Raw genomic sequence first — 24,787 nt, forward strand, 5'->3', positions numbered from 1 at the left:
CGACGCGATCAACACCGGGTCGCCGAGTGCCCCTTGGCCAGATGCCTGCCGTCGCCACCCACGCCTCCGCGGCGAAGATCAACGGGCTCGGCTTCCGTGACTGAACGACCCATTCGCGTACGTCCACCGGCGCGAAAGGTCCACTCGTGCCCTCCCGCAGGGCGCGAACGGTCCACTCGCGCACCCGTCCCACGTCACGAACGGCCCGCTCACGCCCAACCAGCGTCGCGAACGGCCCGTTCGCACCGACTTACGTGACACTTGCCGCCGGGAACGTCACACCGGGTGACCCTCCGCCGGAGGCCGCGCGGTGTCGGACCCGCCGCCTAGACTCAGGCCCATGACAGCCACGACCAGCACGTCAGCGGCGCCGGCCACCCCGGCACCGCTGGCGGACGCGACTCGCGACGAAGCGAGCCTGCGCCGCTTCCTGCTCGGGCTGCCCGGTGTCGACCAGGTCGGCGTCGAGCAGCGCGCGGCGGGCCTCGGCACGCGCAGCATCAAGAAGGACGCCAAGCGGTGGGCCATCGACACCGCCATCTCCATGGTCGACCTGACCACCCTGGAGGGCGCCGACACCCGCGGCAAGGTCCGGGCGCTCGCCGCGAAGGCGGTCCGCCCCGACCCCGAGCGGCAGGACGCCCCGCGCGTCGCCGCCGTCTGCGTGTACCCGGACATGGTCGAGACGGCCGTCGAGGCGCTGAAGGGCAGCGGCGTGCACGTCGCGAGCGTCGCGACCGGCTTCCCCGCGGGCCGCACCAGCCGCGAGATCAAGCTGGCCGACACGAAGAACGCCGTCGACGCGGGCGCGCACGAGGTCGACATGGTGATCGACCGCGGCGCCTTCCTCGAAGGCCGCTACATGGACGTCTTCGAGGAGATCCAGGCCATCAAGGCCGCCTGCGGCGACGCCCACCTGAAGGTCATCCTCGAGACCGGCGAGCTGGCGACCTACGACAACGTGCGGCGCGCGTCGTGGCTGGCGCTGCTGGCCGGCGGAGACTTCATCAAGACGTCCACCGGCAAGGTCTCCCCCGCCGCCACGCTGCCGGTCACGCACATCATGCTGCAGGCCGTCCACGACTGGCACGTGACGACCGGGCAGCTGCGCGGCGTCAAGCCCGCGGGCGGCATCCGGACCACGAAGGACGCCATCAAGTACCTGGTCGCGGTGCACGAGGTCGCCGGCGAGCAGTGGCTGACCCCGGACCTGTTCCGCTTCGGCGCGTCCAGCCTGCTCAACGACCTGCTGCTGCAGCGCCGCACCCAGGTGGACGGCCACTACAGCGGCCCCGACTACGTGACGGTGGACTGATGCCTGTTTTCGAGTACGCACCGGCGCCGGAGTCGCGCGCCATCGCGAACCTGAAGGACCACTACAAGCCGTTCATCAACGGTGAGTTCGTCGACGGCTCGGGTGAGCCCCTCAAGACGATCAACCCGGCCACCGAAGAGGTCCTGGCCGAGGTCGGCACCGCGTCGAAGTCCGATGTGGACACCGCGGTCAAGGCCGCGCGCAAGGCGTACACCGGCGTCTGGTCGAAGATGCCGGGCACCGAGCGCGCGAAGTACCTCTTCCGCATCGCGCGGCTGATCCAGGAGCGCTCGCGCGAGCTGGCGGTGCTGGAAAGCCTGGACAACGGCAAGCCGATCAAGGAGTCGCGCGACTCCGACGTCCCGACCGCGGCGGCGCACTTCTTCTACCACGCGGGCTGGGCCGACAAGCTGGAGTACGCGGGTTACGGGCCGAATCCGCAGCCCCTGGGCGTGGCCGGGCAGATCATCCCGTGGAACTTCCCGCTGCTGATGCTGGCCTGGAAGATCGCGCCGGCGCTGGCCACCGGCAACACCGTGGTGCTGAAGCCGGCGGAGACGACGCCGTTGACCGCGCTGGTGTTCGCCGAGATCTGCCAGCAGGCCGAGCTGCCGCCGGGCGTGGTGAACATCCTCCCGGGCGCGGGCGACATCGGTGCGTCCATTGTGGAGCATCCCGACATCAACAAGATCGCGTTCACCGGCTCGACCGAGGTCGGCAAGGCGATCCAGCGCGAAGTCGCGGGCACGGCGAAGAAGCTGACGCTGGAGCTGGGCGGCAAGGCGGCGAACATCGTCTTCGAGGACGCGCCGCTGGACCAGGCGATCGAAGGCATCGTCAACGGCATCTTCTTCAACCAGGGCCACGTCTGCTGCGCGGGCTCGCGGTTGCTGGTGCAGGAATCCATCGCCGAAGAGGTGCTGGAGAAGCTGCGCTACCGCGTCTCGACGCTGCGCCTGGGCGACCCGCTGGACAAGAACACCGACATCGGCGCGATCAACTCGGCCGAGCAGCTGGCGAAGATCCGCGGGCTCGTCGAAGCGGGTGACGCCGAGGGCGCGCAGCGCTGGACCAGCCCGTGCCCGGTGCCGGACCGCGGGTTCTTCTTCGCCCCCACGGTGTTCGCGAACGTCCACCAGTCGATGCGCATCGCGCGCGAGGAGATCTTCGGCCCGGTGCTGTCGGTGCTGACGTTCCGCACGCCGGACGAGGCCGTCGCGAAGGCGAACAACACGCCGTACGGGCTTTCGGCCGGGATCTGGACCGAGAAGGGCTCGCGCATCCTGTGGATGGCGAACCAGCTGCGGGCCGGCGTCGTCTGGGCCAACACCTTCAACCGCTTCGACCCCGCCGCGCCGTTCGGCGGCTACCAGGAATCCGGTTTCGGGCGCGAAGGCGGCCGCACCGGGCTGGAGGCGTACCTGAATGTCTGACCGAATCTCCGTCGCCAAGACGTACAAGCTGTACGTGGGCGGCAAGTTCCCGCGCTCGGAGTCCGGGCGGGTCTACCCCGTGACGGACGCCAAGGGCAAGTTCCTGGCGAACGCGGCCCACGCGTCCCGCAAGGACGTCCGCGACGCGGTGGTCGCGGCCCGCAAGGCCTTCCCGGGCTGGTCGTCGGCCACGGCGTACAACCGCGGCCAGGTCCTGTACCGGGTGGCCGAGGTGCTGGAAGGCCGTCGCGACCAGTTCATCGCCGAAGTTTCCGCTTCGGAGGGTCTGGCGGCGAAGAAGGCCGAGTCCCTTGTGGACGCCGCGATCGACCGCTGGGTCTGGTACGCGGGCTGGACGGACAAGATCGCCACGGTCCTCGGCGCGGCCAACCCGGTGGCGGGCCCGTACTTCTCGTTCACCGTCCCGGAACCGACGGGTGTGGTGGGCATCCTGGCGCCGCAGCAGTCGTCGTTGCTGGGCCTGGTCAGCGTCCTGGCCCCGGTCCTGGCCACGGGCTCGACGGCGGTGGTGGTCTCGAGCGCGGAGCGCCCGCTGCCGGCGATCACGCTGTCGGAGGTCCTGGCGACGTCCGACGTCCCGGGCGGGGTGGCGAACATCCTGACGGGCCACGCGTCGGAGCTGGGCTCATGGCTGGCTTCACACGGCGACGTCAACGCCCTGGACCCGACGGGCGCTCTCCCCGCGGACCGCCCGGAACTGGCCCGCGAGGCGGCGAACACGGTGAAGCGGGTCCTGACGGTCCCGGACACCGAGCCGGACTGGACGGTCGCCCCGGACCTCTCCCGGCTGCGCCGCTACCTGGAGGCCAAGACGGTCTGGCACCCGCTGGGCGTCTGAGTTTTCGCTGGTGAAGGCCACCACCCGGGGCTGCCGGGTGGTGGCCTTCACGCGTACCGATGCACCCGCGGGCCTACCCCTGGATCCCACCCCGGACAGTCACCAAGATCAGGCGCACCCTGCCGCTCTTCGGAACCCTCACCACCGTCGCTGGGTGCGTTGCCGTTCCGGTCCTGGGGTTGCAGCACGCCGACCAGCCACGATGCCGCCAACGGCATCCCCGTATTGCTCGACATCTCCAGTGCCGTTCTGCTGCTCATGACCGGCATCGCGCTGCCCTTTGCCCCGAGGTGGGTGGAGGCCACCACCACTGCACCGGCACCGGTTACATCCTGCGGCTCCGCCGGCCTACCTTTCCGTCGGGCCACAGTGCGGCGCGTGCGTGCCGGTCGTCGTCCTGCTGCTCCGCTACCGCAGATCAGCTTCGGGATCTTCGTCTTCCTGGTCATGCCGCTGGTCGCGTTCGTCCTCGGCTGCGTCGACCTCGCGATCGGGCTGCCCGTGCTGCGGCCCTCCCCGCGCACCATCCAGCGGTATGCGCGCTAACTCATCGTCACCGAGAAGTCCGTCAGCGTGAACCGGGCCTTGCCGCCGCCCGTCGAGCAGAACTCGATGCCGTAGCCGATCTGGTTGACCGTGGGGTTCGGCGGGATGAAGCCCTTGCCGATGCCCCAGGCGATCATCGCCTTCAGGTCCACCGCGCCCGAGTACTGCGTCGTCTGGGAGACGAACGCGATGTAACCGTCGTCGTCCGCCCAGACGTCGTACGAGTGGCCGCCCGCGGAGTACGTCGCCACCTTGTCACCCGAGGGCTGCTGCTTGAGGTTCTCCGTCCAGACCATCACCTCGGTCACGCCCTTGCCGTCGCCGACGCCGTTGAGCCAGAGGTCGTACGCGACGTCGTAGATGCCCGTGCCCGGGCCGCGGCCGGCGAACGTCGACCGGATCACCGAATAGTCGTTGAACGGCTTCCCGTTCTGGTCATTGATGTCCTTGTGAACGTTCGGATAGGTTTTCACCGACGTCGTCGACGGCTGGGTGGAATCCACATACCAATTGTCGTACGCGCAGGCCCGCAAAGTTTCCGGGCCCGCTTCGTCCGAATTCCACATGTTGTTGTGGACGTAGTAGCCGCCGTCGGACCAGCCGCCGTCGGCGTCGCTCGTGGTGAACTCCGGGCTGCCGCAGTTGCGCGACGGAGTCACCGAAGGCGGACTCGGCGCAGGTCGGGGCGTACTTGACGGCGCCGAAGCAGACGTCGCCGGAGCCGAAGACGTCGAAGATGCCGAAGCTGTCACCGACGGCAGCGGCACGGACGAGGACACCGCGGCCGGAGCCGCCGAACCGCCGTCCTGCCCGCACGCCGCGAGCACGAAGAAGGGAACGATCAACAAAGCAGCAAGGGTTCTTCGTCGCATTTTCCCGCCTCGTCAACAATGGCAGAACGAGGCGGAACCCTAACACGCGAAAATGACGATCAGTGTTCTTCGGGATCCAGGTCGTGGGACGTGATCGGACGGCCCGGCAGCGGCGTTCCCGGGCGCGCGCTCAGCCCGTCGATCATGATGCCGACGCAGCGGCTCGCCGCCATCGCCGCGACCTCGTCCGTCTTCGCGCGCATCTGGCGCAGCAGCGTCGCGAACAGGATCGCGATGTCCCCCGCGCCGACGTCCATCCGGAGCTTGCCCTCGGCCTGGGCGCCGCGGACGAAGTCGTCGAGCACCACGAGGATCTCGTCACGGAGCCGGCGGACCTCCGGGTCGCCCTTCAGGATCACCAGCGCCCGGTGCGACACCATCGCCAGCTGGACGACCAGCTGCAGCTCGACCGACTGCCGCAGCAGCCGCTCGAGCCCGTTCCACGGGGACGTCTCCTCCGCGGCGATCCGGCGCGCGTCGATCAGCACCCGCTCGAAGTTGTCCATCGCGACAGCCCTGACCAGGGCGTCCCGGTCCGGGAAGCGGCGGTACAGGGTGCCGACACCGACGCCGGCCGCGCGGGCGATCTCCTCCATCGGCACTTCGGCTCCGGACGCGGCGAAGATGCTCTTCGCGGCGGCCAGGATCTGGTCGCGATTCCGCCGCGCATCCGCCCGCAGGCTGGTCTCGGGGTCTGCCGTCATGCCGTTCGCCTCTCGCTGAATCTGGCGCGGGGTGATTCTCGCATGGTCAGGCAGCCACACAGTGCATCCGCAAGATGTCACCCGTTAGCTAGTGGACGACTTCCTTCCGCTTCGGTACGTTGGGTTCTAGAACCGGAATGTAATCCTCCACATACTTTCCGTCCGATTTGGGGATCCGAAATGACCGAAGTCGCCGAACCCACCACGACCGCGACCGGGGAAGAGGCCTTCCCGCTGGTGCGCAGCTGCCCGTTCGCGCCGCCGCCGGCGTACGGCAAGCTGCGCGAAGCGGGCCCCGTGCACCGCGTCGAGCTGCAGTCCGGCCAGGAGGCCTGGGCGATCACCCGGCTCGAGGACGTCCGGCAGATGCTGACCGATCCGCGGTTCAGCTCCGACCGGTTCAACCCGGGCTTCCCGTTCCTGACCAAGCAGGGCCGCCCGGTGCGGCGGACCAACTTCACCGCGTCGCTGATCAACATGGACCCGCCGCAGCACGGCGCGGCCCGGCGCGAGGTCGTCGGCGAGTTCACGGTGAAGCGGATGAAGGCGCTCCAGCCGCGCATCCAGCAGATCGTCGACGAGCACATCGACGCGATCCTGGCCGGCCCGAAGCCCGCCGACCTCGTCACCGCGCTGTCGCTGCCGGTGCCGTCCCTGGTCATCTGCGAGCTGCTCGGCGTCCCGTACGCCGATCACGACTTCTTCCAGGTCCGCAGCTCGACCCTGCTCAACCGGGACGTCGAGCAGGACGACCGGATCAAGGCCGTCGACGAGCTGCAGAGCTACCTCGACCAGCTGGTCACCCAGAAGGAGAACGAGCCGGCCGACGACCTGCTCAGCCGCCAGATCGCCAAGCAGCGCGAGGACCACGGCGACGTCGACCACGACTCGCTCGTCTCGCTGGCGTTCCTGCTGCTCATCGCCGGGCACGAGACGACGGCGAACATGATCTCGCTCGGCACCGTCGCGCTGCTGGAGAACCCGGACCAGCTCGAGCTCATCAAGAACGACCCGGGCAAGACGCTCGACGCCGTCGAGGAGCTGCTCCGGTACTTCACGATCGCCGAGTTCGCGACGTCGCGCGTCGCCACCGAGGACGTCGAGATCGGCGGCCAGCTGATCCGCGAGGGTGAGGGCGTGCTCGGCCTGAGCTACTCCGGCAACCGTGACGAGGAGGCGTTCGAGGACGCCGACAAGCTCGACCTGGAGCGCGGCGCGCGCCACCACGTCGCGTTCGGCTTCGGGCCGCACCAGTGCCTCGGCCAGAACCTCGCCCGGATGGAGCTGCAGATCGTGTTCGACACGCTCTTCCGCCGTCTCCCGGAGCTGAAGCTGGCCGCGCCGGTGGAGCAGCTGCCGTTCAAGCACGACTCGTCGATCTTCGGTTTGTACTGCCTGCCCGTGACCTGGTGACAAGGGGGAAGTCATGACGACTGTCGAGCAGCACGAATTCCCGATGACCCGCACGTGCCCGTTCGCGCCGCCGCCGGCGTACGAGGAGATCCGTGAGGAGGAGGCCGTCACGCAGGTGCGGCTGCCGGACGGCGGCCAGGCCTGGGTGGTCACCCGGCTGGAGGACGTCCGGACCGTGCTGAACGACCGGCGGTTCAGCGCCGACCGGCAGCACCCGGACTTCCCGCAGCTGGTCAAGGGCGGTTTCCGGCGGCAGGGTGACGAGCGCACCATGATCACCATGGACGCGCCCGAGCACGGGCCGGCCCGCAAGGCCGTGCTCGGCGAGTTCACCGTGCGCCGGATGGAGGCGCTGCGGCCGCGGATCCAGGAGATCGTCGACGAGCAGATCGACGCGCTGCTGGCCGGCCCGAAGCCGGGCGACCTGGTCGAGACGCTGTCGCTGGCGGTCCCGTCGCTGGTGATCTGCGAGATGCTCGGCGTGCCCTACGCCGACCACGACTTCTTCCAGACCCACACGGCGAAGCTGATCAAGCGCTCGACGTCGCCGGAGGAGCGGCGGGCGGCGTTCGACACCATCCGCGGGTACATGGCCGACCTCATCGCGAAGAAGGAGGCGAACCCGCCGGACGACCTGCTCGGACGGCAGATCGTCAAGCTCCGCGAGGAGGGCACCTACCGGCGGGAGTCGCTGGCCGCGACCGGGTTCCTGCTGCTGGTGGCCGGGCACGAGACGACGGCGAACATGATCTCGCTGTCCACCGTGGCGTTCCTGCGCAACCCGGAGCAGCTCGCGGCGATCAAGGCCGACCCCGGCAAGACGCTCGACGCCGTCGAGGAGATGCTGCGCTACTGGACGATCGTCGACGCGGCCACCGCGCGCCTGTGCGTGGAGGACGTCGAGGTCGGCGGCCAGCTGATCCGCGCCGGGGAAGGTGTGCTGGCGCTGGGCTACGCGGCGAACCGCGACCCACGGGCGTTCGAGAACGCCGACGAGCTGGACATCGAGCGCGGCGCCCGCCACCACGTCGCGTTCGGCTTCGGCCCGCACCAGTGCCTCGGCCAGAACCTCGCCCGGATGGAACTGCAGATCGTCTTCGACACGCTCTTCCGGCGCATCCCGACGCTGGAGCTGGGCGCGGACGTCGACGACCTGCCGTTCAAGGACGACGCGAACATCTACGGCCTGTACCGGCTGCCGGTGACCTGGTAAAGATCGAACGGACGGCCCTCCCACCACAGGAGAAGAACCATGAAGATCATCGCGGACACCGGCAAGTGCGTCGGCGCCGGTCAGTGCGTGCTCACCGAGCCCGCGCTGTTCGACCAGAGCGAGGACGACGGCACGGTCATCGTCCTCAACGAGACGCCCGAGGGTGAGCTGGTCGAGAAGGCCCGCGAAGCGGTGCACGTCTGCCCGAGCCAGGCCCTCTCGCTGCAGGAGTAGCCAGGGAAACGGCCACCTCGCGGGCAAGGGGTTTCCCGCGAGGTGGCCGTGGCCTGTTTTCTCTCAGGAGAGACGCAGGGTCGTTTCCGGGTTGAAGGCGTGGGTCTCGCCTTCGCCGCGCAGGCCGACCCGTACGTTGTCGCCCATGCGCGGCGGGGTGCGGCCGTCGACGCGGACCACGAAGCGGTCGTCGCCGACCTTGCCGTGCAGGTACGCGTCCGCGCCCAGCTCCTCGACCAGCTCCACCACCAGCTCGAAGCCGCCCTCGGAGACCAGTTCCAGAGACTCCGGCCGGACGCCGAACGTGACCTCCTTGAGGTCCTGCGACGACGCCGAGGAGATCACCGACCGCGGCAGCGGCAGGGTGACGTCGCCCAGCTTGACGCCGCCCTCGGTCAGGGGCAGCTGGGCCAGGTTCATCGCCGGCGACCCGATGAAGCCCGCCACGAACGAGTTCGTCGGGTTCTCGTACAGCTCCCGCGGCGACGCGCACTGCTGCAGCACCCCGTCGCGCAGCACCGCCACCCGATCGCCCATCGTCATCGCCTCGACCTGGTCGTGGGTGACGTAGATGGTCGTCGTGCCGAGACGCTGCTGCAGCTGAGCGATGTTCGCCCGGGTCTCCACCCGCAGCTTCGCGTCCAGGTTGGACAGTGGCTCGTCCATCAGGAACACGCTCGGCTCACGCACGATCGCCCGGCCCATCGCGACGCGCTGCCGCTGGCCGCCCGAGAGCGCCTTCGGCTTGCGGTCAAGGTACTTGGACAGGTCGAGCATCGCGGCGGCCTCGGCCACCTTCGCGTCGATGTCCGCTTTGGACAGTCCGCGCAGCTTCAGCGCGAAGCCCATGTTGTCGGCCACCGTCATGTGCGGGTACAGCGCGTAGGACTGGAACACCATCGCGATGTCCCGGTCCTTCGGCGGCAGGTTCGTGACGTCGCGGTCGCCGATGTGGATGGCTCCTTCGTCGACGTCCTCGAGCCCGGCGAGCATCCGCAGCGCCGTCGACTTGCCCGAACCGGACGGGCCGACCAGCACCAGGAACTCGCCGTCCGGCACCGCGAGGTCGAGCCGGTCGACCGCCTTCACCGACGAAGCACCGGGGTAGATCCGGGACGCCTGCTGATATTCGACACCTGACATGACTACTTCACCGCTCCCATGGACAGACCCCGGACGAGGTGGTTCTGCGCGAACCAGCCGACGATCATCACCGGCAGCGAGGCCAGCAACGCGGCTGCGGACAACTGGGCCCAGTACAGGCCCTCACTCGTGATGAACCCGACGAGGAACACCGGCACGGTGCCGGCCCGCGCCGCCGTCAGGTTGACCGCGTAGAAGAACTCGGTCCAGGAGAAGATCACGCAGATCAGCGCGGTCGCCGCGATCCCGGGCGCGACCACCGGCATGATGATCTTGCGCAACAGGGTCGGCAGGTTCGCGCCGTCGATCCGCCCGGCCTCGATCATCTCGTGCGGCACCTCGAGGAAGAACGACCGCATCATCCAGATGGCCAGCGGCAGGTTCATCGACGTGTAGAGGATGACCAGCGCCCACACGGTGTCCAGCAGCTCGGTGTTCTGGGAGATGATGTACAGCGGGATGATCGCCGCGACGATCGGCAGCATCTTCGTCGAGAGGAAGAAGCCCAGCGCGTTGGACGTCTTCTTCACCGGTGCCAGCGAAAGCGCGTACGCGGCCGGGATGCCGAGCAGCAGCACCAGCAGCGTCGAGAGCACCGTGACGAACGCGGAGTTCGACACGTAGGGCAGGAACCCGCCCTTCAGGACGTTCGCGATCTGGTCGAACGTCGGGCTGAAGAACAGCTTCGGCGGGTCGGTGTAGGCGTCGGCCTCCTGCTTGAACGCCGTGAGGATCATCCACAGCAGCGGGAAGACGAACAGGATCGCGATGATCCACGTGACGACGGTCAGCGAAGCCGGGCCGAGCTTGCGCTTCGGCTTGCGGGCCGGAGGGGCGGCGGTGGCCGCCTCCTGGCGAGTGTCCACTGTGGTCATTTGACGCCTCCGTCCACCGAGAAGGTGCGGAACATCAAGCGCAGTGCGAAGGTCGCGACGATCATCGTCAGGATCACGACGATCACGCCCATCGCCGACGACTGGCCGACGTCGAAGCCTTCGAACGCGCGCTGGTAGATGTAGTACGGCAGGTTGGTGCTGGCCACGCCCGGCCCGCCCTGCGTCATCAGGAAGATCGCGTCGAAGCTGTTCACGATGTAGATCGCGCCCAGCAGCGTCGCCAGCTGCAGGAACCGGGACAGGTGCGGCAGCGTGATCGAGGCGAACGTCCGCCAGCGGCTCGCGCCGTCGACCGAAGCGGCCTCCAGGACCTCCTTGGACTGGCTCTGCAGGCCGGCCAGGATCAGCAGCATCATGAACGGCGTCCACTGCCACACGATCTGGGCCATCACCGACGCCAGCGGGAACTCCGAAAGCCAGTCGGTGTCGGTGCCGAAGACGAAGTGCAGCAGCCCGTACGTCGGGTCGAACATCGTCGTCTTCCACAGCAGTGCGCCGGCCGCCGGCAGGATCAGGAACGGCGTGATCAGCAGCGTCCGGACGAAACCGCGGCCCATGAACTTCCGGTCCAGCAGGATCGCCAGGCCGAGGCCGAGCAGCAGCGCGACGAGCACGCAGACCACGGTCAGCAGCACCGTGTTCAGCAGCGCGACCAGGAACGTCGTGTCGCTGAAGACGTCGATGTAGTTGTCCAGGCCGACGAAGTGCCGCGAACCCGGGCGAACCAGGTTCCAGGACTGGAACGAGTAGAACACGGTCAGCAGGAACGGCAGCTGCGTCACGGCGATGACGAAGATCAACGCCGGCAGCAGCGGCAGCCGCCGCTTGGCCGCGGAGCTCAGGCCCTTCTTTTCCTCGGCCTTCGCCTGCGAGTGGGAGGTGGGGGTGGATACGGAGAGCGTGGACATCACTTCACCGCCTTGTAGGAGTCGCCCACCGTCAGGGCGTAGTCCTGGGACTGCTTCAGGGCGTCGTCGACCGACTCGCGGCCGGCGATCGCGGCCGACAGCTGCTGGCTCACCCGGGTGCCCAGGTCCTGGAACTCGGGGATGCCGACGAACTGGATGCCGGGGTAGGGCACCGGGTTCGCCATGGCCTTCTGCTGGTTCGCGTCCGCGATGCCGTCCAGCGTCGGCTTCGCGTAGGCCTGCGCGGCCTTGGCGTAGTCGGGAATGTCGTAAGTGGACTGACGCACACCCGGCGGGACGCGGTTCCAGCCGTAGGTCTGGCCGACCTTCTGCACGTACGCCTTGTCGGTCATCCAGGCCATGAACTTCCAGGCCGCGTCCTTGTCCTTGGCGACCTTCGGGATGCCGAGGGCCCAGGTGTAGAGCCAGCCGCTGGCCTGCGTCTTGACGACCGGGGCCGGCGCGTAACCCGACTTGCCGACGATCTTGCTGCTCGACGGGTCCTCGTTGGTGCCCGCCATGACCGTGGCGTCGTACCACATCGCGGCGTTGCCCTGCGTGTAGCGCGTGCCGCACTCGGAGAACCCGGCGCTGGAGGCACCGACCTCACCGTGGTCGCGGATCAGGTTGACGTAGAAGTTCGCGGCGTCCTTGAACTCCGGCGACGTCAGCTTGGCGTTCCAGTCCTTGTCGAACCACTGCGCGCCGAAGGTGTTGGCCACCGTGGTGAACGGCGCGAGGCTCTCGCCCCAGCCGGGCTTCCCGCGCAGGCAGATGCCCGAGACGCCGTTGGCCTTGTCGTCGAGCTTCGCGGCGAAGTCGGCGATCTGCTGCCAGGTCGGCTTGGCCGGCATGGTCAGCCCGGCCTTCTGGAAGAGGTCCTTGCGGTAGGCCAGGAACGACGACTCGCCGTAGAACGGCACCGCGTACATCTGGTTCTGGTACGACAGCGACTGCTTGATGCTGGGGATGAAGTCGCCTTCGTCGTAACCCGGGGTGGCCGCCATGTGCGGTTCGAGGTTCTCGAGCCAGCCGTTGGCCGCCCACTGCGGGGCCTCGTAGTTGCTGATCATCACGACGTCGAACTCGCCGCCCTCGGTGGCGGTCGACGCGGTGATCTTGGCGCGGGCCTGGTTCTCCGGCAGCGACACGAACTTGAGGTTGATCCCCGTCGCCTTCTCGAACTCCGGCGCGAGCGAGATCGCGTCCTTCATCTGCGGGTTGGACACGATCGCGATGACGAGGGTGCTCCCGCCGGTGCCGACCGAGCCGGCGCCGGCGCAGCCGGTGGCCAGCAACGACGTCGCAGCGAGGAGGGTGAGCAGCTTACGCACGGCTACCTCCCGGAAGTACTTGCACCTTGAGGCCCGAGCCGCTGCGCATCTTCGCGAGCGCCTCGGGGTACTGCTCCAGCGGCAGGGTGTCCGTGAGCAGCGAATCGGTGTCGATCGCACCGTTCGCGACGAGGTCGAGCGCGGCGCCGAAGCTGTTCAGCACGGCCATCGAGCCGACGATGGTGATCTCGTCGTTGTAGATCCGGAACGGCGAAAGCGCGACGCGGGCCTCGGCCGGGGCGACCCCGAAGACGAGCAGCCGTCCACCACGCCGGACCGAGTCGAAGGCGGCTTCGATGGCCGGGGCGGCGCCGGTGCAGTCGACGGCGACGTCGAACGTCTCGCCGTTCAGCTCCTTGACGTCCGACGCGGTGGCGACGGCGCCGAGGCTGCTCGACCGCGGCAACCGGGAAGCGTTGCGGTCGACCATCGTGACCTGCGCGCCGGAGCGCTGCAGCAGCTGCTGCATGATCAGGCCCATCGTGCCGGCGCCCACGACCAGGATGCGTTCCCCGGCTTCGACACCGACGCGGCGCACGCCGTGCACCGCGCAGGAGACGGGCTCGACCAGCGCGCCCTGCTCCCAGGTCATCGAGTCGGGCATCCGGTAGCAGTTGGCCGACGGCACGGCGACGAACTCCGCGAAGGCGCCGTCGACGGTGTCACCGGTGGCATTCCAGTTGGCGCACAGGTTTCCGTGGCCGGAGCGGCACGGGCCGCAGTAGCCGCAGAACAGGGAGGGGTCGACGGCGACGCGGTCGCCGATCTTCCAGTCGCCCGGCACGTCCACGCCGAGCTCGACGATCTCCCCGGCGAACTCGTGCCCGGGGACGATGGGGTACGGAGTCGGCGGGAAGTGCCCGTCGGCGATGTGCAGGTCGGTGCCGCAGATGCCGCACGCACCGACCTTGACGATGACCTGCCGTTCCCCCGGTTTTGGATCGGGCACCTCGCCGACCCGGATCTCGCCGGGCCGATCGATGATGGCGGCACGCATGCCAAGCCCCTTCCTCGCGCTCATATGAGCGTCGTTGACCTATGGCGTCGAGAACATGTGAAGGCATTACAGGACTGACCTGTGTGTTACGTCAACCTTTCGGGCATATTTCTAGCTATAGTGCTCATATGAGCACGTCTAAGAAGCAGTCGTCGCTGACCGAAGCTATGCTCCTCGCGACCGTCGCCCGGCGCTTCTACGTGCAGGGACGCTCCAAGCTGGAGATCGCCGATGAGTTCGGCGTCAGCCGGTTCAAGGTCGCGCGGATGCTCGACACGGCCATGGAGTCCGGCCTGGTCAGGGTGGAGTTCGCGCTGCCGGCACCGGTCGACCTCGCCCTGTCGGACGAGGTCCGCTCCGCATACGGCCTGGACCGAGCCCTGGTGCTCGAACGCTCAACCGAGCGGGAGCCGAAGGAGGTCGTCCGGGCGAAAATCGGCACCCTGGCGGCCCGGCTGCTCGAGGAGGTCGTGGGGACCGACGACATCGTCGGGCTCTCGTGGGCCCGCTCGGTGAACGCGATGACCGAGGCGATCCGGACGCTGCCGCGCTGCCCGATCGTCCAGCTCTGCGGGGTGCAGGCCGGGATGGACATGCGCGGCCGTTCGGTCGAGACGGTCAGCCGCGTGACCGCGGTGTCCGGCGGCGACGCCTACCCGATCTTCGGCCCGCTGGTGCTCCCGGACCGCCGCACGACGGAGACGCTTCGGCGTCAGCCGGGCATCGCCGAGACGTTCGGCCAGTTCCGCAACCTGACCAAGGCGGTGGTGAGCATCGGTGCGTGGCAACCGGGCGAGTCGACCGTCTACGACGCGCTTGACGAGGCAGAGCGAGCGGCGATAGCGGCCCGCGGCGCGACGGCGGAGGTCGCGGCCCGCCTGTTCGACGAGTCGGGCAACGCCCTGTCGACGGGCTTGGCCCACCACGTGCTGGCGATCAGCCACGAGGAGCTGATGGCAGTCCCAGAAGTGATCGCTCTGGGCTACAGCAAGCCAAAAGCCTCGGCGGTAGACGCGGTCCTGCGCTCAGGCATGGTCTCGACCCTGATCACCGACGCCGCAGCCGCAGTCCCGCTCTTGGCCCTGGCAGCCAAAAACCCACCCCGCTGACCCCCGCACTTTCGCCGAGAAAGATGCGCTTCCCGGGCCCCGAGACGCAACTTTCGCCGAGAAAGATGCGTTTGGTGGAACCTGGGTTTCAGAATGTGGGGCCTAACGCCCTGGGTGTAGGCGTTGTCCGGCGCGCTAACCCAGCGGGTGCAGATCGGGTGTCGCGGGCTCCGGGGTTACGCCCGATGTGCGGGTGCGGCTTCTCCGTGAGCCTTGAACCGTGACCCGAACCAAGACTTCTCCGCGCCGGCGGCAGGCCGTCGTCTGGCTGCACGTCGTGTCGTCGGTCGCCTGGATGAGCCAGGCCCTCGCGCTCGTCGTGCTGATGGCGCTGGCCCTCACCCGTCCCGCGCAGGCCGCCGCCGCGACCGCGATGGCCGACCGGCTCGACTCCGTGCTCCTCGCCCCGATGGCGAACGTCTCCGCCTTCACCGGCCTCGTGCTCGCCGGCGCGACCGCGTGGGGCTACTTCCGGCACTGGTGGGTGCTCACCAAGTTCGCCCTGACGTTCGTCCAGCTCTACGCCGGGATCTTCCTGCTCTCCCCCGCGTTGCGGGAGTCCGCCGACACGGCCACCGCCACCTGGCTGCAGATCGCCGGCGCCTCGCTGATGGCGAGCGCGTTGTCCTTCCAGGCGTGGCTCTCGATCGCCAAGCCCGGCAAGCGGACGCCGTGGTCGCCCGCCCCGAAACCGCCGACCGCGCCGACCTGGGTGTTCGTGGCCGGGGTGGCCGCGCCCGCGTTCGACGTCGGCGCCGGGCTCGCCGCCGGCTACCCGCTGCCCGCGTTGTCGCTGGTCACGCTGGTCGTACTCGGTTTTGAGCGGCGACGACGTCGTCGCCGTGCTCAGCCGCCCACCGCCCGAAGCCCTCGATCGGCTCCAGCAGCGTCTCCCCCAGCGGTGTAAGGGCGTACGCGCCTTCGCGTCGCTCGACGAGCCCGTCGAACTCCAGGCGCCGCACGGTTTCCGTGAGCACCTTGGCGCTGATCCCGCCGATCGTGCGGCGCAGCTCGCCGTGCCGGCGCGGGCCGTGGCGCAGCGCCCACACCACGACCGGGTTCCAGGTGTTGGCGACGAGGTCGAACGCGAGCCGCGTCGGGCAGTCGGCGAGCAGGTCCATCGGTTACCTTCCGGTTCCTTCCGGGGTCTCTAACGTCGTGCTGGTACAGCAAAGCACGAGGAGGACGCATGCGGATCGGGATCTTCGGCACCGGCGCGATGGCGACGGCGCTGGGCGCGCACTGGACGAACGCCGGCCACGAACTGCGGGTGGCCGGCCGTGGCAGGTGGGCCGAGGTGGCGTCGTTCGCGGACGCCGTGCTCCTGGCGATCCCCGCGGACGCCGTCTTCGAAGTCCTGCCGAAAGCGGGCCCCCTGCACGGGAAAGTCCTGGTCGACTGCACCAACCAGCCCGGCCCGACCGGCACCGAACCCCCGCCCGGCACCCCGGTGGCGACGCGCATCGCGGCCGCCGCACCGGACGCGCACGTCGTCAAGGCGTTCAACCTCGCCTCGGCCGACGTCTGGCGCAAGCCGCCCGCGACGCTCACGGTCCCGCTCTGCGGCGACGATCCGGGCGCCCTCGACACGGTCCGCACGCTGGTCCGCGACGTCGGCTGCACGCCGGTCCTCGGCGGCGGCCTGGACCGCGCGCACCTGCTGGAGGCGACAGCGGCGTTCGCCATCGGCCTGTGGTTCGCGGGCGAAGACGCCCAGGCGATCCTGGTTTCAGCCGACGGCTGAGACGTTTCCGGCAGCCAGGTCCGCGGCCCGGGCCCGCAGAGGTGCGCCGCCGCGCGGGATGAGCGTCACCGTGCCGTCGGCCAGGTCCGTGACCAGCGTGCTCAACGTCAGCAGCGGGTCGCCGTCGGCGGCGTTGCGGTGCACGTCGTTCGTCAGCGTGTCCGCCAGCCACTTCGCGTCCGGCGCGACCGGCGCCAGGTGCGCGCAGACCTCGGCGCGGTCCAGGCTCTCCTCCGCGGCCGCGTCGAGGTCCGGCGGCAGCTGGCGGAAGTGGTTGGTGTGCCAGGAAAACCCACTGCCCACAGTGGTCACCGCGGTCTCGTGGCCCGCCTTCTCGACCATGGTCACCCCGGCCGCACCGACCTGGCCCATCGTGTACGCGAACCCGCCGGCCGAAGGGTGTGAACGCAGCAGCGACACCGCCTCCGCCACCGTGACGGCCCGCTGCGCCGACCGCGCCAGGAAGTGCCGCCCGGCGCACGGGGAGGACGAGACGACGTCAACGCTGTCGATCCCCCACACCAGGCCGTGCGTGGTGAGCGTGAACGTGTTGGCGGGCACGAAACCCGGGTACCACCAGACGCAGACGCCGGGTTCCCCGTCGATCAGCAGGGTCAGCAGGCGCCCGATGCCGTCGAACACCGGCGCGCCGTCCTCGTTGTGCCCCAGCAGGCTCGGCGCACCGACCCACGCGAGGTCGGTGCAGCCGGTGCCGTCGCCCCTGCCCAGGTCGCCGCGCAGGTTGGCCAGCAGCAGGTCGTCGAACGGCACCCCGGCGCCCGCGGCCATGGCCGCCAGCTCGGCGTAGGCGTCCGGGTGCTCGACCTGTGACGCCGATTCGATCGCCCGGAACAGCACCGGCGAGCGCCGCGCTCGCTCGGTGACCGGCCAGGACGACAGTCCGTCGAGGACGGTCCGGATGTCGTCGGCCGCGTACGCCCCCAGCTCGCGGAAAGCGGCTTCGCGGGGACCTCGGACGACCGTCCAGCGCACGTCACCGATCCGGTGCTCCACGACCGTCGCGACCATGCGATCACGATGCCTGAGCAGTCAGGAAATGGCAACGCTCTAGTGTGCGCCCACCTCGGTCACCCGGACCACGGCCGAGCCGGCCTCGTCGGACGCCGCCAGGTCGATCTCCGCGCTGATGCCCCAGTCGTGGTCGCCGGCCGGGTCGTCGAAGATCTGGCGGACCTTCCAGACGTCCGGCAGCTGCTCGATGATGATCAGCGCCGGGCCGCGCGCGTCCGGGCCGGTGCCGAGCGAGTCGTACTCCTCGAAGTAGTCCTCGATCGCGTCTTCCCAGGCCTCGGCGTCCCAGCCGGACGCCGCGTCCAGCTCACCCAGCACGTTCCACGCCCGCCGCCCGAACAGCTCGACCCGGCGGAACAGCTCGTTGCGCACCAGGACGCGGAACGCGCGCTCGTTGCGCGTGACGGCCGGCGGTTCGGACGGCGGCCGATGGGACACCGGACCTTCTTCGTCCGGGTGACGCAACGCTTCCCACTCGTCCAGCAAGCTGGAGTCGACCTGCCGGACGAGCTCGCCGAGCCACTCGATGAGGTCCTGCAGCGGTTCGGTCTTCGCCTCGTCGGGCACCGTGTGGCGCAGCGCGTCGTAGGTGTCCGCGAGGTAGCGCAGCACCAGGCCTTCCGACCGCGCCAGCTGGTAGAAACCGATGTACTCGACGAAGTTCATCGCGCGCTCGTACATGTCGCGCACGACCGACTTCGGCGACAGCTCGTAGTCGTCGACCCACGGGTGGCCCTGCCGGTAGCTGTGGAACGCGCCCTGCAGCAGCTCTTCCAGCGGCTTCGGGTACGAGACGTTCTCGAGCAGCTCCATGCGCTCGTCGTACTCGATGCCTTCGGCCTTCATGGCGTTGACGGCCTCGCCGCGCGCCTTGAACTGCTGCTGCGACAGCACGGGCCTCGGGTTGTCCACAGTGGATTCCACAGTGGACACGACGTCGAGCGGGTAGCTCGGCGACTCCAGGTCGAACAGCTCGATCGCGGCGAGCGCGAACGGCGAAAGCGGCTGGTTGAGGGCGAAGTCGAACTGCAGGTCGACGGTGAGCCGGACGATCCGGCCCTGCTCGTCCGGCTCGGGCAGCCGCTCGACGATGTCGGCGGACAGCAGCGCGCGGTAGATCGCGATGGCGCGCAGGATGAGCTTGCGCTGCGACGCGCGGTCCTCGTGGTTGTCCTCCAGCAGGTGGCGCATGGAGTCGAACGCGTTGCCCGGCCGCGAGATCACGTTCAGCAGCATCGAGTGCGTGACCTTGAAGCTGGACGTCAGCGGCTCGGGCTCGGCCGCGATCAGCCGGTCGAACGTGCTCTCGGTCCAGTTGACGAAGCCCTCCGGCGCCTTCTTCCGGACGATCTTCTTCCTCTTCTTCGGGTCGTCGCCCGCCTTCTCCAGCGCCTTCGCGTTCTCGACGACGTGGTCGGGCGCCTGCACCACGACGTAGCCGTCGGTGTCGTAGCCCGCCCGGCCGGCGCGGCCGGCGATCTGGTGGAACTCGCGCGCCTTGAGGTGGCGCTGGCGGACGCCGTCGTACTTCGTCAGCGCGGAGAAGACCACTGTCCTGATTGGTACGTTGATGCCGACCCCGAGGGTGTCCGTCCCGCAGATCACCTTCAGCAGCCCGGACTGGGCCAAGGTCTCGACCAGTCGGCGGTACTTCGGCAGCATGCCGGCGTGGTGGACGCCGATGCCGTGGCGGACCAGCCGCGAGAGCGTCTTGCCGAAGCCGGCGGAGAACCGGAAGTCGCCGAGCAGCTCGGCGATGGCTTCCTTCTCGGCCTTGGTCGTGACGTTGATGCTCATCAGCGTCTGCGCCCGCTCGATGGCCGCGGCCTGCGAGAAGTGCACGACGTAGACCGGCGCCTGGCCGCCGTTGAGCAGCTCGGACATGGTCTCGTGCAGCGGGGTCAGCGCGTACCGGAAGGTCAGCGGCACCGGGCGCTGCACCGACGTGACCACGGCCGTCGGCTTGCCGGTGCGCCGGGTGAGGTCCTTCTCGAAGAAGGACACGTCGCCCAAGGTCGCCGACATCAGGACGAACTGGGCCTTCGGCAGCTCGAGGATCGGCACCTGCCACGCCCAGCCGCGGTCGGGCTCGGAGTAGAAGTGGAACTCGTCGGCCACGACCTGCCCGACCGGGGCGTCGGCCCCGAACCGCAACGCGATGTTCGCCAGGATTTCGGCCGTGCAGCAGATGATCGGCGCGTCCGGGTTGACGGCGGAGTCCCCGGTCATCATCCCGACGTTGTCCGCGCCGAAGATCTCGATGAGCTGGAAGAACTTCTCCGACACGAGCGCTTTGATGGGCGCGGTGTAGTAGCTGCGGCGGCCGTGGGCGAGCGCGGTGAAGTGCGCGCCGACGGCGACGAGGCTCTTCCCGGAGCCGGTCGGCGTCGAGAGGATGACGTTCGATCCGGAGACGACCTCCATCACCGCCTCCTCCTGCGCCGGGTACAGCTCGATGCCCCGTTCGGCCGTCCAGGTCGTGAAGGCTTCGAACAGGGTGTCGGGGTCGGGATCCGCAGGCAGGAGGTCTGTGAGAGTCATCAGGCGTCCATCGTGCCATCCGCTCGTCGCAAAGTCGGCAGGGGCAATCGCGTCGCGCGTGGTAAACCCGTAGGCTTCGCGGTACCGCGCATCGACCGGGGGATACATTCGGTCTCGCGCGCACACGGGCGGTAATCCGGAGGGCTTAGGAATGGCACAGGACATCATCCCGATCGAACTCGGCCTGCCGCAGGGGGACGTCGTCACCCTGTGGGCGCCGCGCTGGCGGGAAGACGGCGAGGAGTGGGAGGCGTTCCTCGGCGACGAGGACGACCTGTACGCCTTTCCGGATGCGGCGCACCTAGCCGCGTTCGTGCGCACTTCCGAGCGCCACGACCTGCTGGACCACCCGGCGTGGGACGCCGTGCCGTCGCTGAACGTCCCGGAGCTGATCCCGGACGAGGACCACACGTACGACCTCGTCGGCGTGCCCGAGCTCGTCGCCGAAGAGCCGGACATGTGGCACATCGCGGAGCTCGCCGAGATCATCGGCATCGTCCGCTCGCTCGCCGACGTCTGCGACCTCGAAGAGGTCCACGAGATCCTCGACTCGACCGAGGGCTTCTCGCTGCTCGACCAGGGCACCCTCCCGTTCACCGGGAGCGTCGGCGTCCAGGTGTGGAACGACCTGTCCGAGACGGTGTCGACCAAGTGGGACACGATCCTGGACGCGATCGACGGCCTGGTGACCGCGCCCGACGTCGACGAGAAGGTCCTGGAGCAGACCGCCGAGGAGCTGGCGGCGTTCCACGAGGAGTCCGCGGAGGCCGAAGCCGGCGCCGAAGGTGAAGAGGACCTCGAGGCCATCGACTCCGCCGACTCCGATGAGGACGAGGACGACGAAGAGGACGAGGGCCCGGTCGGTTTCTGGGCCGAGGTCGGCATCGACCCGATCAAGATCATCACGTCCGGCGCGGAGTACTACACGCTGCGCTGCTACCTCGACGACGCGCCGGTGTTCCTCGGCAGCGAGGGCGAGATCGACGTCTACACGTCCGAGAAGGCGCTGGCGCGAGCCCTGGCCGACGGCAAGGACCTCGCCGACACCGACCTCGCCGACGTGTCCACCTGGGAAGAGGTGCTCGCCAAGGCGACCGCCGGCGAGCTCGAGATCGAGGTCGACCAGGAGAACACGTACGTCCTCACCGGCATCGACGCCGACATCGCCGAAGGCCCGGAGGCGATCGACCCGACGCAGCTGGAGCTGGCCGTCGAGCTGATCACGGACGCGGCCGACTGGGCGGGCGACGACACGGCCGAGACGGCACTGGCGGGCAACGAAAGCCTGGGCTGGCTGGTCTCCTTCGTCCTGCGCCCCGACCCGACGCGCCTCGAGCCGAGCGCCCCGTTCGACGCGGAGCAGGGCTCGTGGCGCAAGCTGGTGGAGACGTTCGAAAACCGCCTCACGGTCGCCTGATTTCCCGACCTCACGAAGGCCGCCTCCCGCTGCGGGAGGCGGCCTTCGTCGTGTCGGCCCGCTTATCTGTCCACAGCCCAGCCCTGATGTGGACAACCCGGCCCGCTCCGCCGTCGGCCCCCGGATTCCGTCGTGGGCGGCCGATACGCTGGAAACCGGGGGGCGGCGCCCCACGTTCTGCTTCGCCCACCTGCCCGCCGCCTGCCTCCTGCCTCCTGCCGCCCACGCTCTCGGCTCTCGCACTCGGCCGGCTCGCGTACCCAGGCAGCCGGATCACGTACCTGGAACGCCAACTCGCGTACCTGGAGGGTCGGTTCGCGCACCCGAAGGGTCGGCTCACGCGGGACTCGCGTGCTTGGACGCGCATCCCGCGTGATTGAGGGCGTAACTCGCGTGCCGGAGGGGCATCACGCGTGTCTGGAGGGCATCGCGCGTGATTGGGGAGGCATCACGCGTGATCAGAGGGACGACACGCGGACCTGGGCGGACGACACGCGTACCCCCGTGGACGACACGCGTACCGGGACGGACGACACGGGGTCAGTCCGTCGAGGACTGCTCCGCGCGGGTCGGGACCACCGCGATCGCCAGCGCCGGGAAGATCGCCGCGACGCAGAAGGCCAGCGCGTAGCGGCTGTCGCCGATGACCAGGCCGAGCAGGGGCGGCGTGAGCGATGCCGCGATGTTCTGGCCCGTGTTCTGCGTGCCCATCGCGCGCCCCGACCACGCCAGGCCCGCCAGTTCAGCCGAGGCCGTGAAGCCGAGGCCGTTGTCGGCGACCGTGATGATCCCCGCCAGCGCCAGCGCGAGCAGCACCAGCCACGGCCACGTCGTGTCCCCCAGCGCCACCAGCAGCATGACGAGACAGCTGAACACCGCGAGCTGCCGCATCGGGCGGAGCCGGCTGCCGACGCGGTCGGACCACCAGCCCGACCCGAGCCGGCCCGCGGCGCCCAGGATCTGGACCACCGCCAGGTACCAGCCCGCCGACAGCGGGCTCCAGTGCTGCACCGCGACCAGGTACACCGGCGCGAAGGCCGACACCGCGAACTGCGGGACCACCAGCAGCGCGCTCGCGCCGTGCACCCGCCACAGCGTCGGATGCCGGTACGGCGACGGCGGCTTCTCACCCGAAGCCGGCCGAGGCGGCCGCGGCGGGTCCTTGACGAGCCACGCCACCAGCAGCGCGACGAGGATCGCCAGCCCGGCCGGCAGCAGCATCGCCGCACGAAACCCGAAGTGCGCGGCCAGCGGCGGCAGCCCGAGCGCCGCGACGCCGACCCCCAGCGGCTGGGCCGTCTGGCGGATCCCCATCGCGACCCCGCGCTCGGACTTCGCGAACCAGCCCATGACGACCCGGCCGCTCGCCGCGTTCACCGACGCCGTGCACGCACCGGCCACCAGGAACACTCCAAAGAGCAGCCCGACCGAGTGAGCGCCGAGCCCGGCGTACACCAGGAGTAACCCCGAGGCCCCCAGCCCGAGGGCCATGATCAGACGCTCTCCGTAACGGTCCGCAGCCGCGCCCCACACGATCAGGGTGAACAACAACCCGATGCTCGGGGCCGCGACGACCGTCCCGGCCTGGGCCAGCGTCAGTCCTTCCGCCGCCCGCATGGCCGGGACCAGGAACGGGAGGCCGTAGAGGAACGAACAGCTCGCGGTCTGCGCGGCGAGGCCGAGCGCGAGGATGAGCCACCGCCGTGAACTCGCCTGCACCTGCTCGACCGAACCGTCCGCGACCTGCGCCATCGTCGTCACCGTCTCAAAATCTGAGAACAACTTCCTACATGGTGAACGATAGTTGTCGTGCCTAAGGACCGCAACCACCTATCGGCGGCCACGGTCCGGGAGCCGGCGGGTCAGCTCAGGGCGGCGTACCCGGGCTTGATCACGTCGTCGATCAGCGCGAGCCGGGAGTCAAAATCGATGAAGGCGGATTTCATCGCATTGATCGTGAACCAGCGCAGCTCGTCCAGGCCATAGCCGAAGGTCTCGTGCAGCGTGGCGAATTCGCTGGTCATCGTGCATCCGCTCATCAGCCGGTTGTCCGTGTTGACGGTCACCCGGAAGCGCAGCTTCGCCAGCAGCCCGATGGGGTGCTCGGCGATCGAGCGCGCGGCGCCTGTTTGGACGTTCGACGTCGGGCAGATCTCCAGCGGGATGCGGCGGTCACGGACATAGGCGGCCAACCGTCCAAGGTGGACCGTGCCGTCGGCGTCGCTCTTGATGTCCTCGATGATCCGCACGCCGTGCCCCAGCCGTTCGGCGCCGCAGTGCTGAATCGCCTCCCAAATGGACGGAAGGCCGAACGCTTCACCGGCGTGAATGGTGAAATGCGCATTGTTCTGCCGCAAATACTCGAAAGCGTCGAGATTGCGGGTCGGCGGGAATCCGTCCTCCGGGCCGGCGATGTCGAACCCGACGACGCCGGCGTCGCGGTAGCGGACGGCCAGGTTCGCGATCTCGAGGGCCCTGGCGTGCTGGCGCATCGCGCAGAGCAACGTCCCGACGCGGATCGAACCACCGGCCGCGGCCACGCGCCGTGTGCCCTCCGTGAACCCCGCCTGGACAGCCTCAACCACCGCATCGAGTGACAGACCGCGTTCGACGAACAACTCCGGTGCGTAGCGCACCTCGGCGTAGACGACGCCGTCGGCGGCCAGGTCTTCGACAGCTTCCGCGGCGACCCTGACCAGGGATTCCTCCGTTTGCATCACACCGCAGGTGTGCGCGAACGTCTCGAGGTAGGACACGAGTGAGCCGGAATCGGCCGCTCGGCGGAACCAGCTGCCCAGCTCGGCGGCGTCGGTGGTGGGCAGGCCGGCATAACCGGTGGCGTCGGCGAGCTCGGCCACGGTCGACGGCCGGAGGCCGCCGTCCAGGTGGTCGTGCAGCAGCACCTTGGGCGCGCGGCGGAGCGTCTCGATGGGCAGATCAGGGGTTTCGTCGGACATCCCTCAACGGTAACCTCGGTGTCATTCCCCTACATGGCCGTAACTCTCAGCCTCGGGCTAACCCTCAGCGTCGAGATCAGGTAACGAATCGGCCATCCGGGGGCAGCCTCCGCAATACCC

The 24,787-nt window shown here is 69.1% G+C and carries 24 protein-coding genes; 12 read left to right on the forward strand and 12 right to left on the reverse strand.

Annotated elements, in window-relative coordinates; genetic code table 11:
- The first annotated feature begins 340 nt into the window (after positions 1 to 340).
- The 4 genes from deoC (at position 341) to ACIOD2_RS16640 (ending at position 4,153) form a co-directional block, all read left to right on the forward strand.
- On the forward strand, positions 341 to 1,315 hold the full coding sequence (deoC, locus tag ACIOD2_RS16625; protein WP_400538680.1) for a deoxyribose-phosphate aldolase: 975 nt from the start codon (positions 341 to 343) through the stop codon (positions 1,313 to 1,315).
- Positions 1,315 to 2,748, forward strand: coding sequence for an aldehyde dehydrogenase family protein (locus ACIOD2_RS16630; RefSeq protein WP_400538682.1), 1,434 nt, complete (start codon positions 1,315 to 1,317; stop codon positions 2,746 to 2,748). The genes deoC and ACIOD2_RS16630 overlap by 1 nt, the downstream gene beginning before the upstream one ends.
- Positions 2,741 to 3,607, forward strand: coding sequence for an aldehyde dehydrogenase family protein (locus ACIOD2_RS16635; protein WP_400538684.1), 867 nt, complete (start codon positions 2,741 to 2,743; stop codon positions 3,605 to 3,607). Before ACIOD2_RS16630 ends, ACIOD2_RS16635 begins: the two co-directional genes overlap by 8 nt.
- Positions 3,608 to 3,985: 378 nt before the next feature.
- Positions 3,986 to 4,153, forward strand: coding sequence for a hypothetical protein (locus tag ACIOD2_RS16640; protein ID WP_400538686.1), 168 nt, complete (start codon positions 3,986 to 3,988; stop codon positions 4,151 to 4,153).
- On the opposite strand, the gene ACIOD2_RS16645 is transcribed toward ACIOD2_RS16640, so the two are convergent.
- Positions 4,150 to 4,812 (reverse strand): hypothetical protein, encoded by a 663-nt coding sequence (locus tag ACIOD2_RS16645; protein WP_400538688.1) that lies wholly within the window; start codon positions 4,810 to 4,812, stop codon positions 4,150 to 4,152. The genes ACIOD2_RS16640 and ACIOD2_RS16645 overlap by 4 nt on opposite strands.
- Between ACIOD2_RS16645 and ACIOD2_RS16650 the strand changes: the two genes are divergently transcribed.
- Positions 4,796 to 5,068, forward strand: coding sequence for a hypothetical protein (locus ACIOD2_RS16650; protein WP_400538690.1), 273 nt, complete (start codon positions 4,796 to 4,798; stop codon positions 5,066 to 5,068). The two genes, ACIOD2_RS16645 and ACIOD2_RS16650, sit on opposite strands and share 17 nt — an antisense overlap.
- A gap of 16 nt (positions 5,069 to 5,084) precedes the next feature.
- On the opposite strand, the gene ACIOD2_RS16655 is transcribed toward ACIOD2_RS16650, so the two are convergent.
- Positions 5,085 to 5,729 (reverse strand): helix-turn-helix domain-containing protein, encoded by a 645-nt coding sequence (locus ACIOD2_RS16655; RefSeq protein WP_323329691.1) that lies wholly within the window; start codon positions 5,727 to 5,729, stop codon positions 5,085 to 5,087.
- Between the two features lie 180 nt (positions 5,730 to 5,909).
- Here ACIOD2_RS16655 and ACIOD2_RS16660 point away from each other — a divergent pair, with 180 nt between their 5' ends.
- Genes ACIOD2_RS16660 through ACIOD2_RS16670 form a run of 3 tightly spaced genes read left to right on the forward strand, consistent with a single transcriptional unit; the run spans position 5,910 to position 8,589 of the window.
- Complete coding sequence (locus tag ACIOD2_RS16660) at positions 5,910 to 7,142, forward strand: cytochrome P450 (protein ID WP_400538692.1); 1,233 nt, start codon at positions 5,910 to 5,912, stop codon at positions 7,140 to 7,142.
- 13 nt (positions 7,143 to 7,155) lie between these two features.
- A complete protein-coding gene (locus ACIOD2_RS16665) occupies positions 7,156 to 8,355 on the forward strand; it encodes a cytochrome P450 (protein ID WP_400538694.1) in 1,200 nt (399 codons plus the stop codon).
- Between the two features lie 39 nt (positions 8,356 to 8,394).
- Positions 8,395 to 8,589, forward strand: coding sequence for a ferredoxin (locus ACIOD2_RS16670; RefSeq protein ID WP_290056061.1), 195 nt, complete (start codon positions 8,395 to 8,397; stop codon positions 8,587 to 8,589).
- 63 nt (positions 8,590 to 8,652) lie between these two features.
- On the opposite strand, the gene ACIOD2_RS16675 is transcribed toward ACIOD2_RS16670, so the two are convergent.
- The 5 genes from ACIOD2_RS16675 to ACIOD2_RS16695 are packed head-to-tail and all read right to left on the reverse strand — an operon-like array spanning position 8,653 to position 13,867.
- Complete coding sequence (locus ACIOD2_RS16675) at positions 8,653 to 9,732, reverse strand: ABC transporter ATP-binding protein (RefSeq protein WP_400538697.1); 1,080 nt, start codon at positions 9,730 to 9,732, stop codon at positions 8,653 to 8,655.
- Between the two features lie 2 nt (positions 9,733 to 9,734).
- Positions 9,735 to 10,607 carry a carbohydrate ABC transporter permease gene (locus tag ACIOD2_RS16680; protein WP_400538699.1) on the reverse strand — a complete coding sequence of 291 codons (873 nt, stop codon included), beginning with the start codon at positions 10,605 to 10,607 and terminating at the stop codon, positions 9,735 to 9,737.
- The gene (locus ACIOD2_RS16685; protein ID WP_400538701.1) at positions 10,604 to 11,536 is read right to left on the reverse strand and encodes a carbohydrate ABC transporter permease; all 933 of its coding nucleotides are present in this window, start codon (positions 11,534 to 11,536) and stop codon (positions 10,604 to 10,606) included. Before ACIOD2_RS16685 ends, ACIOD2_RS16680 begins: the two co-directional genes overlap by 4 nt.
- Positions 11,536 to 12,870: an ABC transporter substrate-binding protein gene (locus ACIOD2_RS16690; RefSeq protein ID WP_400538703.1), complete on the reverse strand. Its 1,335-nt coding sequence runs from the start codon at positions 12,868 to 12,870 to the stop codon at positions 11,536 to 11,538. The genes ACIOD2_RS16685 and ACIOD2_RS16690 overlap by 1 nt, the downstream gene beginning before the upstream one ends.
- Positions 12,863 to 13,867 carry a zinc-dependent alcohol dehydrogenase family protein gene (locus ACIOD2_RS16695; RefSeq protein WP_323329683.1) on the reverse strand — a complete coding sequence of 335 codons (1,005 nt, stop codon included), beginning with the start codon at positions 13,865 to 13,867 and terminating at the stop codon, positions 12,863 to 12,865. Before ACIOD2_RS16695 ends, ACIOD2_RS16690 begins: the two co-directional genes overlap by 8 nt.
- Positions 13,868 to 13,995: 128 nt before the next feature.
- Between ACIOD2_RS16695 and ACIOD2_RS16700 the strand changes: the two genes are divergently transcribed.
- A complete protein-coding gene (locus tag ACIOD2_RS16700; RefSeq protein ID WP_400538705.1) occupies positions 13,996 to 14,976 on the forward strand; it encodes a sugar-binding transcriptional regulator in 981 nt (326 codons plus the stop codon).
- Positions 14,977 to 15,196: 220 nt separating this feature from the next.
- Positions 15,197 to 15,883: a hypothetical protein gene (locus tag ACIOD2_RS16705; RefSeq protein ID WP_400538707.1), complete on the forward strand. Its 687-nt coding sequence runs from the start codon at positions 15,197 to 15,199 to the stop codon at positions 15,881 to 15,883.
- On the opposite strand, the gene ACIOD2_RS16710 is transcribed toward ACIOD2_RS16705, so the two are convergent.
- Complete coding sequence (locus tag ACIOD2_RS16710) at positions 15,774 to 16,097, reverse strand: winged helix-turn-helix transcriptional regulator (RefSeq protein ID WP_400538709.1); 324 nt, start codon at positions 16,095 to 16,097, stop codon at positions 15,774 to 15,776. The genes ACIOD2_RS16705 and ACIOD2_RS16710 overlap by 110 nt on opposite strands.
- Before the next feature lie 68 nt (positions 16,098 to 16,165).
- Here ACIOD2_RS16710 and ACIOD2_RS16715 point away from each other — a divergent pair, with 68 nt between their 5' ends.
- Positions 16,166 to 16,720 (forward strand): NADPH-dependent F420 reductase, encoded by a 555-nt coding sequence (locus ACIOD2_RS16715; protein ID WP_400538711.1) that lies wholly within the window; start codon positions 16,166 to 16,168, stop codon positions 16,718 to 16,720.
- Here ACIOD2_RS16715 and ACIOD2_RS16720 read toward each other — a convergent pair.
- A complete protein-coding gene (locus ACIOD2_RS16720) occupies positions 16,706 to 17,749 on the reverse strand; it encodes a C45 family autoproteolytic acyltransferase/hydolase (protein ID WP_400538713.1) in 1,044 nt (347 codons plus the stop codon). The two genes, ACIOD2_RS16715 and ACIOD2_RS16720, sit on opposite strands and share 15 nt — an antisense overlap.
- 39 nt (positions 17,750 to 17,788) lie before the next feature.
- A complete protein-coding gene (locus tag ACIOD2_RS16725; protein WP_400538715.1) occupies positions 17,789 to 20,293 on the reverse strand; it encodes a DEAD/DEAH box helicase in 2,505 nt (834 codons plus the stop codon).
- Between the two features lie 151 nt (positions 20,294 to 20,444).
- Here ACIOD2_RS16725 and ACIOD2_RS16730 point away from each other — a divergent pair, with 151 nt between their 5' ends.
- Positions 20,445 to 21,710, forward strand: coding sequence for a primosomal protein (locus ACIOD2_RS16730; RefSeq protein ID WP_400538717.1), 1,266 nt, complete (start codon positions 20,445 to 20,447; stop codon positions 21,708 to 21,710).
- 540 nt (positions 21,711 to 22,250) lie between these two features.
- Here ACIOD2_RS16730 and ACIOD2_RS16735 read toward each other — a convergent pair.
- Positions 22,251 to 23,462: an MFS transporter gene (locus tag ACIOD2_RS16735; protein WP_400538719.1), complete on the reverse strand. Its 1,212-nt coding sequence runs from the start codon at positions 23,460 to 23,462 to the stop codon at positions 22,251 to 22,253.
- A gap of 110 nt (positions 23,463 to 23,572) precedes the next feature.
- Positions 23,573 to 24,667, reverse strand: coding sequence for an adenosine deaminase (locus ACIOD2_RS16740; protein WP_400538721.1), 1,095 nt, complete (start codon positions 24,665 to 24,667; stop codon positions 23,573 to 23,575).
- Positions 24,668 to 24,787: the final 120 nt, after the last annotated feature.

This window comes from Amycolatopsis sp. NPDC088138 (assembly GCF_044741685.1).
Taxonomy (GTDB): Bacteria; Actinomycetota; Actinomycetes; order Mycobacteriales; family Pseudonocardiaceae; genus Amycolatopsis.

Excerpts from the sequence above, each read along its gene's own strand:
- ACIOD2_RS16660 (WP_400538692.1), top strand. The coding sequence starts at position 5,910 with ATGACCGAAGTCGCCGAACCCACCACGACCGCGACCGGGGAAGAGGCC.
- ACIOD2_RS16630 (WP_400538682.1), top strand. The coding sequence starts at position 1,315 with ATGCCTGTTTTCGAGTACGCACCGGCGCCGGAGTCGCGCGCCATCGCG.
- ACIOD2_RS16680 (WP_400538699.1), bottom strand. The coding sequence starts at position 10,607 with ATGACCACAGTGGACACTCGCCAGGAGGCGGCCACCGCCGCCCCTCCG.
- ACIOD2_RS16665 (WP_400538694.1), top strand. The coding sequence starts at position 7,156 with ATGACGACTGTCGAGCAGCACGAATTCCCGATGACCCGCACGTGCCCG.
- ACIOD2_RS16635 (WP_400538684.1), top strand. The coding sequence starts at position 2,741 with ATGTCTGACCGAATCTCCGTCGCCAAGACGTACAAGCTGTACGTGGGC.
- ACIOD2_RS16675 (WP_400538697.1), bottom strand. The coding sequence starts at position 9,732 with ATGTCAGGTGTCGAATATCAGCAGGCGTCCCGGATCTACCCCGGTGCT.
- ACIOD2_RS16730 (WP_400538717.1), top strand. The coding sequence starts at position 20,445 with ATGGCACAGGACATCATCCCGATCGAACTCGGCCTGCCGCAGGGGGAC.
- ACIOD2_RS16685 (WP_400538701.1), bottom strand. The coding sequence starts at position 11,536 with ATGTCCACGCTCTCCGTATCCACCCCCACCTCCCACTCGCAGGCGAAG.
- ACIOD2_RS16720 (WP_400538713.1), bottom strand. The coding sequence starts at position 17,749 with ATGGTCGCGACGGTCGTGGAGCACCGGATCGGTGACGTGCGCTGGACG.
- ACIOD2_RS16725 (WP_400538715.1), bottom strand. The coding sequence starts at position 20,293 with ATGACTCTCACAGACCTCCTGCCTGCGGATCCCGACCCCGACACCCTG.
- ACIOD2_RS16695 (WP_323329683.1), bottom strand. The coding sequence starts at position 13,867 with ATGCGTGCCGCCATCATCGATCGGCCCGGCGAGATCCGGGTCGGCGAG.
- deoC (WP_400538680.1), top strand. The coding sequence starts at position 341 with ATGACAGCCACGACCAGCACGTCAGCGGCGCCGGCCACCCCGGCACCG.
- ACIOD2_RS16735 (WP_400538719.1), bottom strand. The coding sequence starts at position 23,462 with ATGGCGCAGGTCGCGGACGGTTCGGTCGAGCAGGTGCAGGCGAGTTCA.
- ACIOD2_RS16715 (WP_400538711.1), top strand. The coding sequence starts at position 16,166 with ATGCGGATCGGGATCTTCGGCACCGGCGCGATGGCGACGGCGCTGGGC.
- ACIOD2_RS16710 (WP_400538709.1), bottom strand. The coding sequence starts at position 16,097 with ATGGACCTGCTCGCCGACTGCCCGACGCGGCTCGCGTTCGACCTCGTC.
- ACIOD2_RS16655 (WP_323329691.1), bottom strand. The coding sequence starts at position 5,729 with ATGACGGCAGACCCCGAGACCAGCCTGCGGGCGGATGCGCGGCGGAAT.
- ACIOD2_RS16700 (WP_400538705.1), top strand. The coding sequence starts at position 13,996 with ATGAGCACGTCTAAGAAGCAGTCGTCGCTGACCGAAGCTATGCTCCTC.
- ACIOD2_RS16740 (WP_400538721.1), bottom strand. The coding sequence starts at position 24,667 with ATGTCCGACGAAACCCCTGATCTGCCCATCGAGACGCTCCGCCGCGCG.
- ACIOD2_RS16670 (WP_290056061.1), top strand. The coding sequence starts at position 8,395 with ATGAAGATCATCGCGGACACCGGCAAGTGCGTCGGCGCCGGTCAGTGC.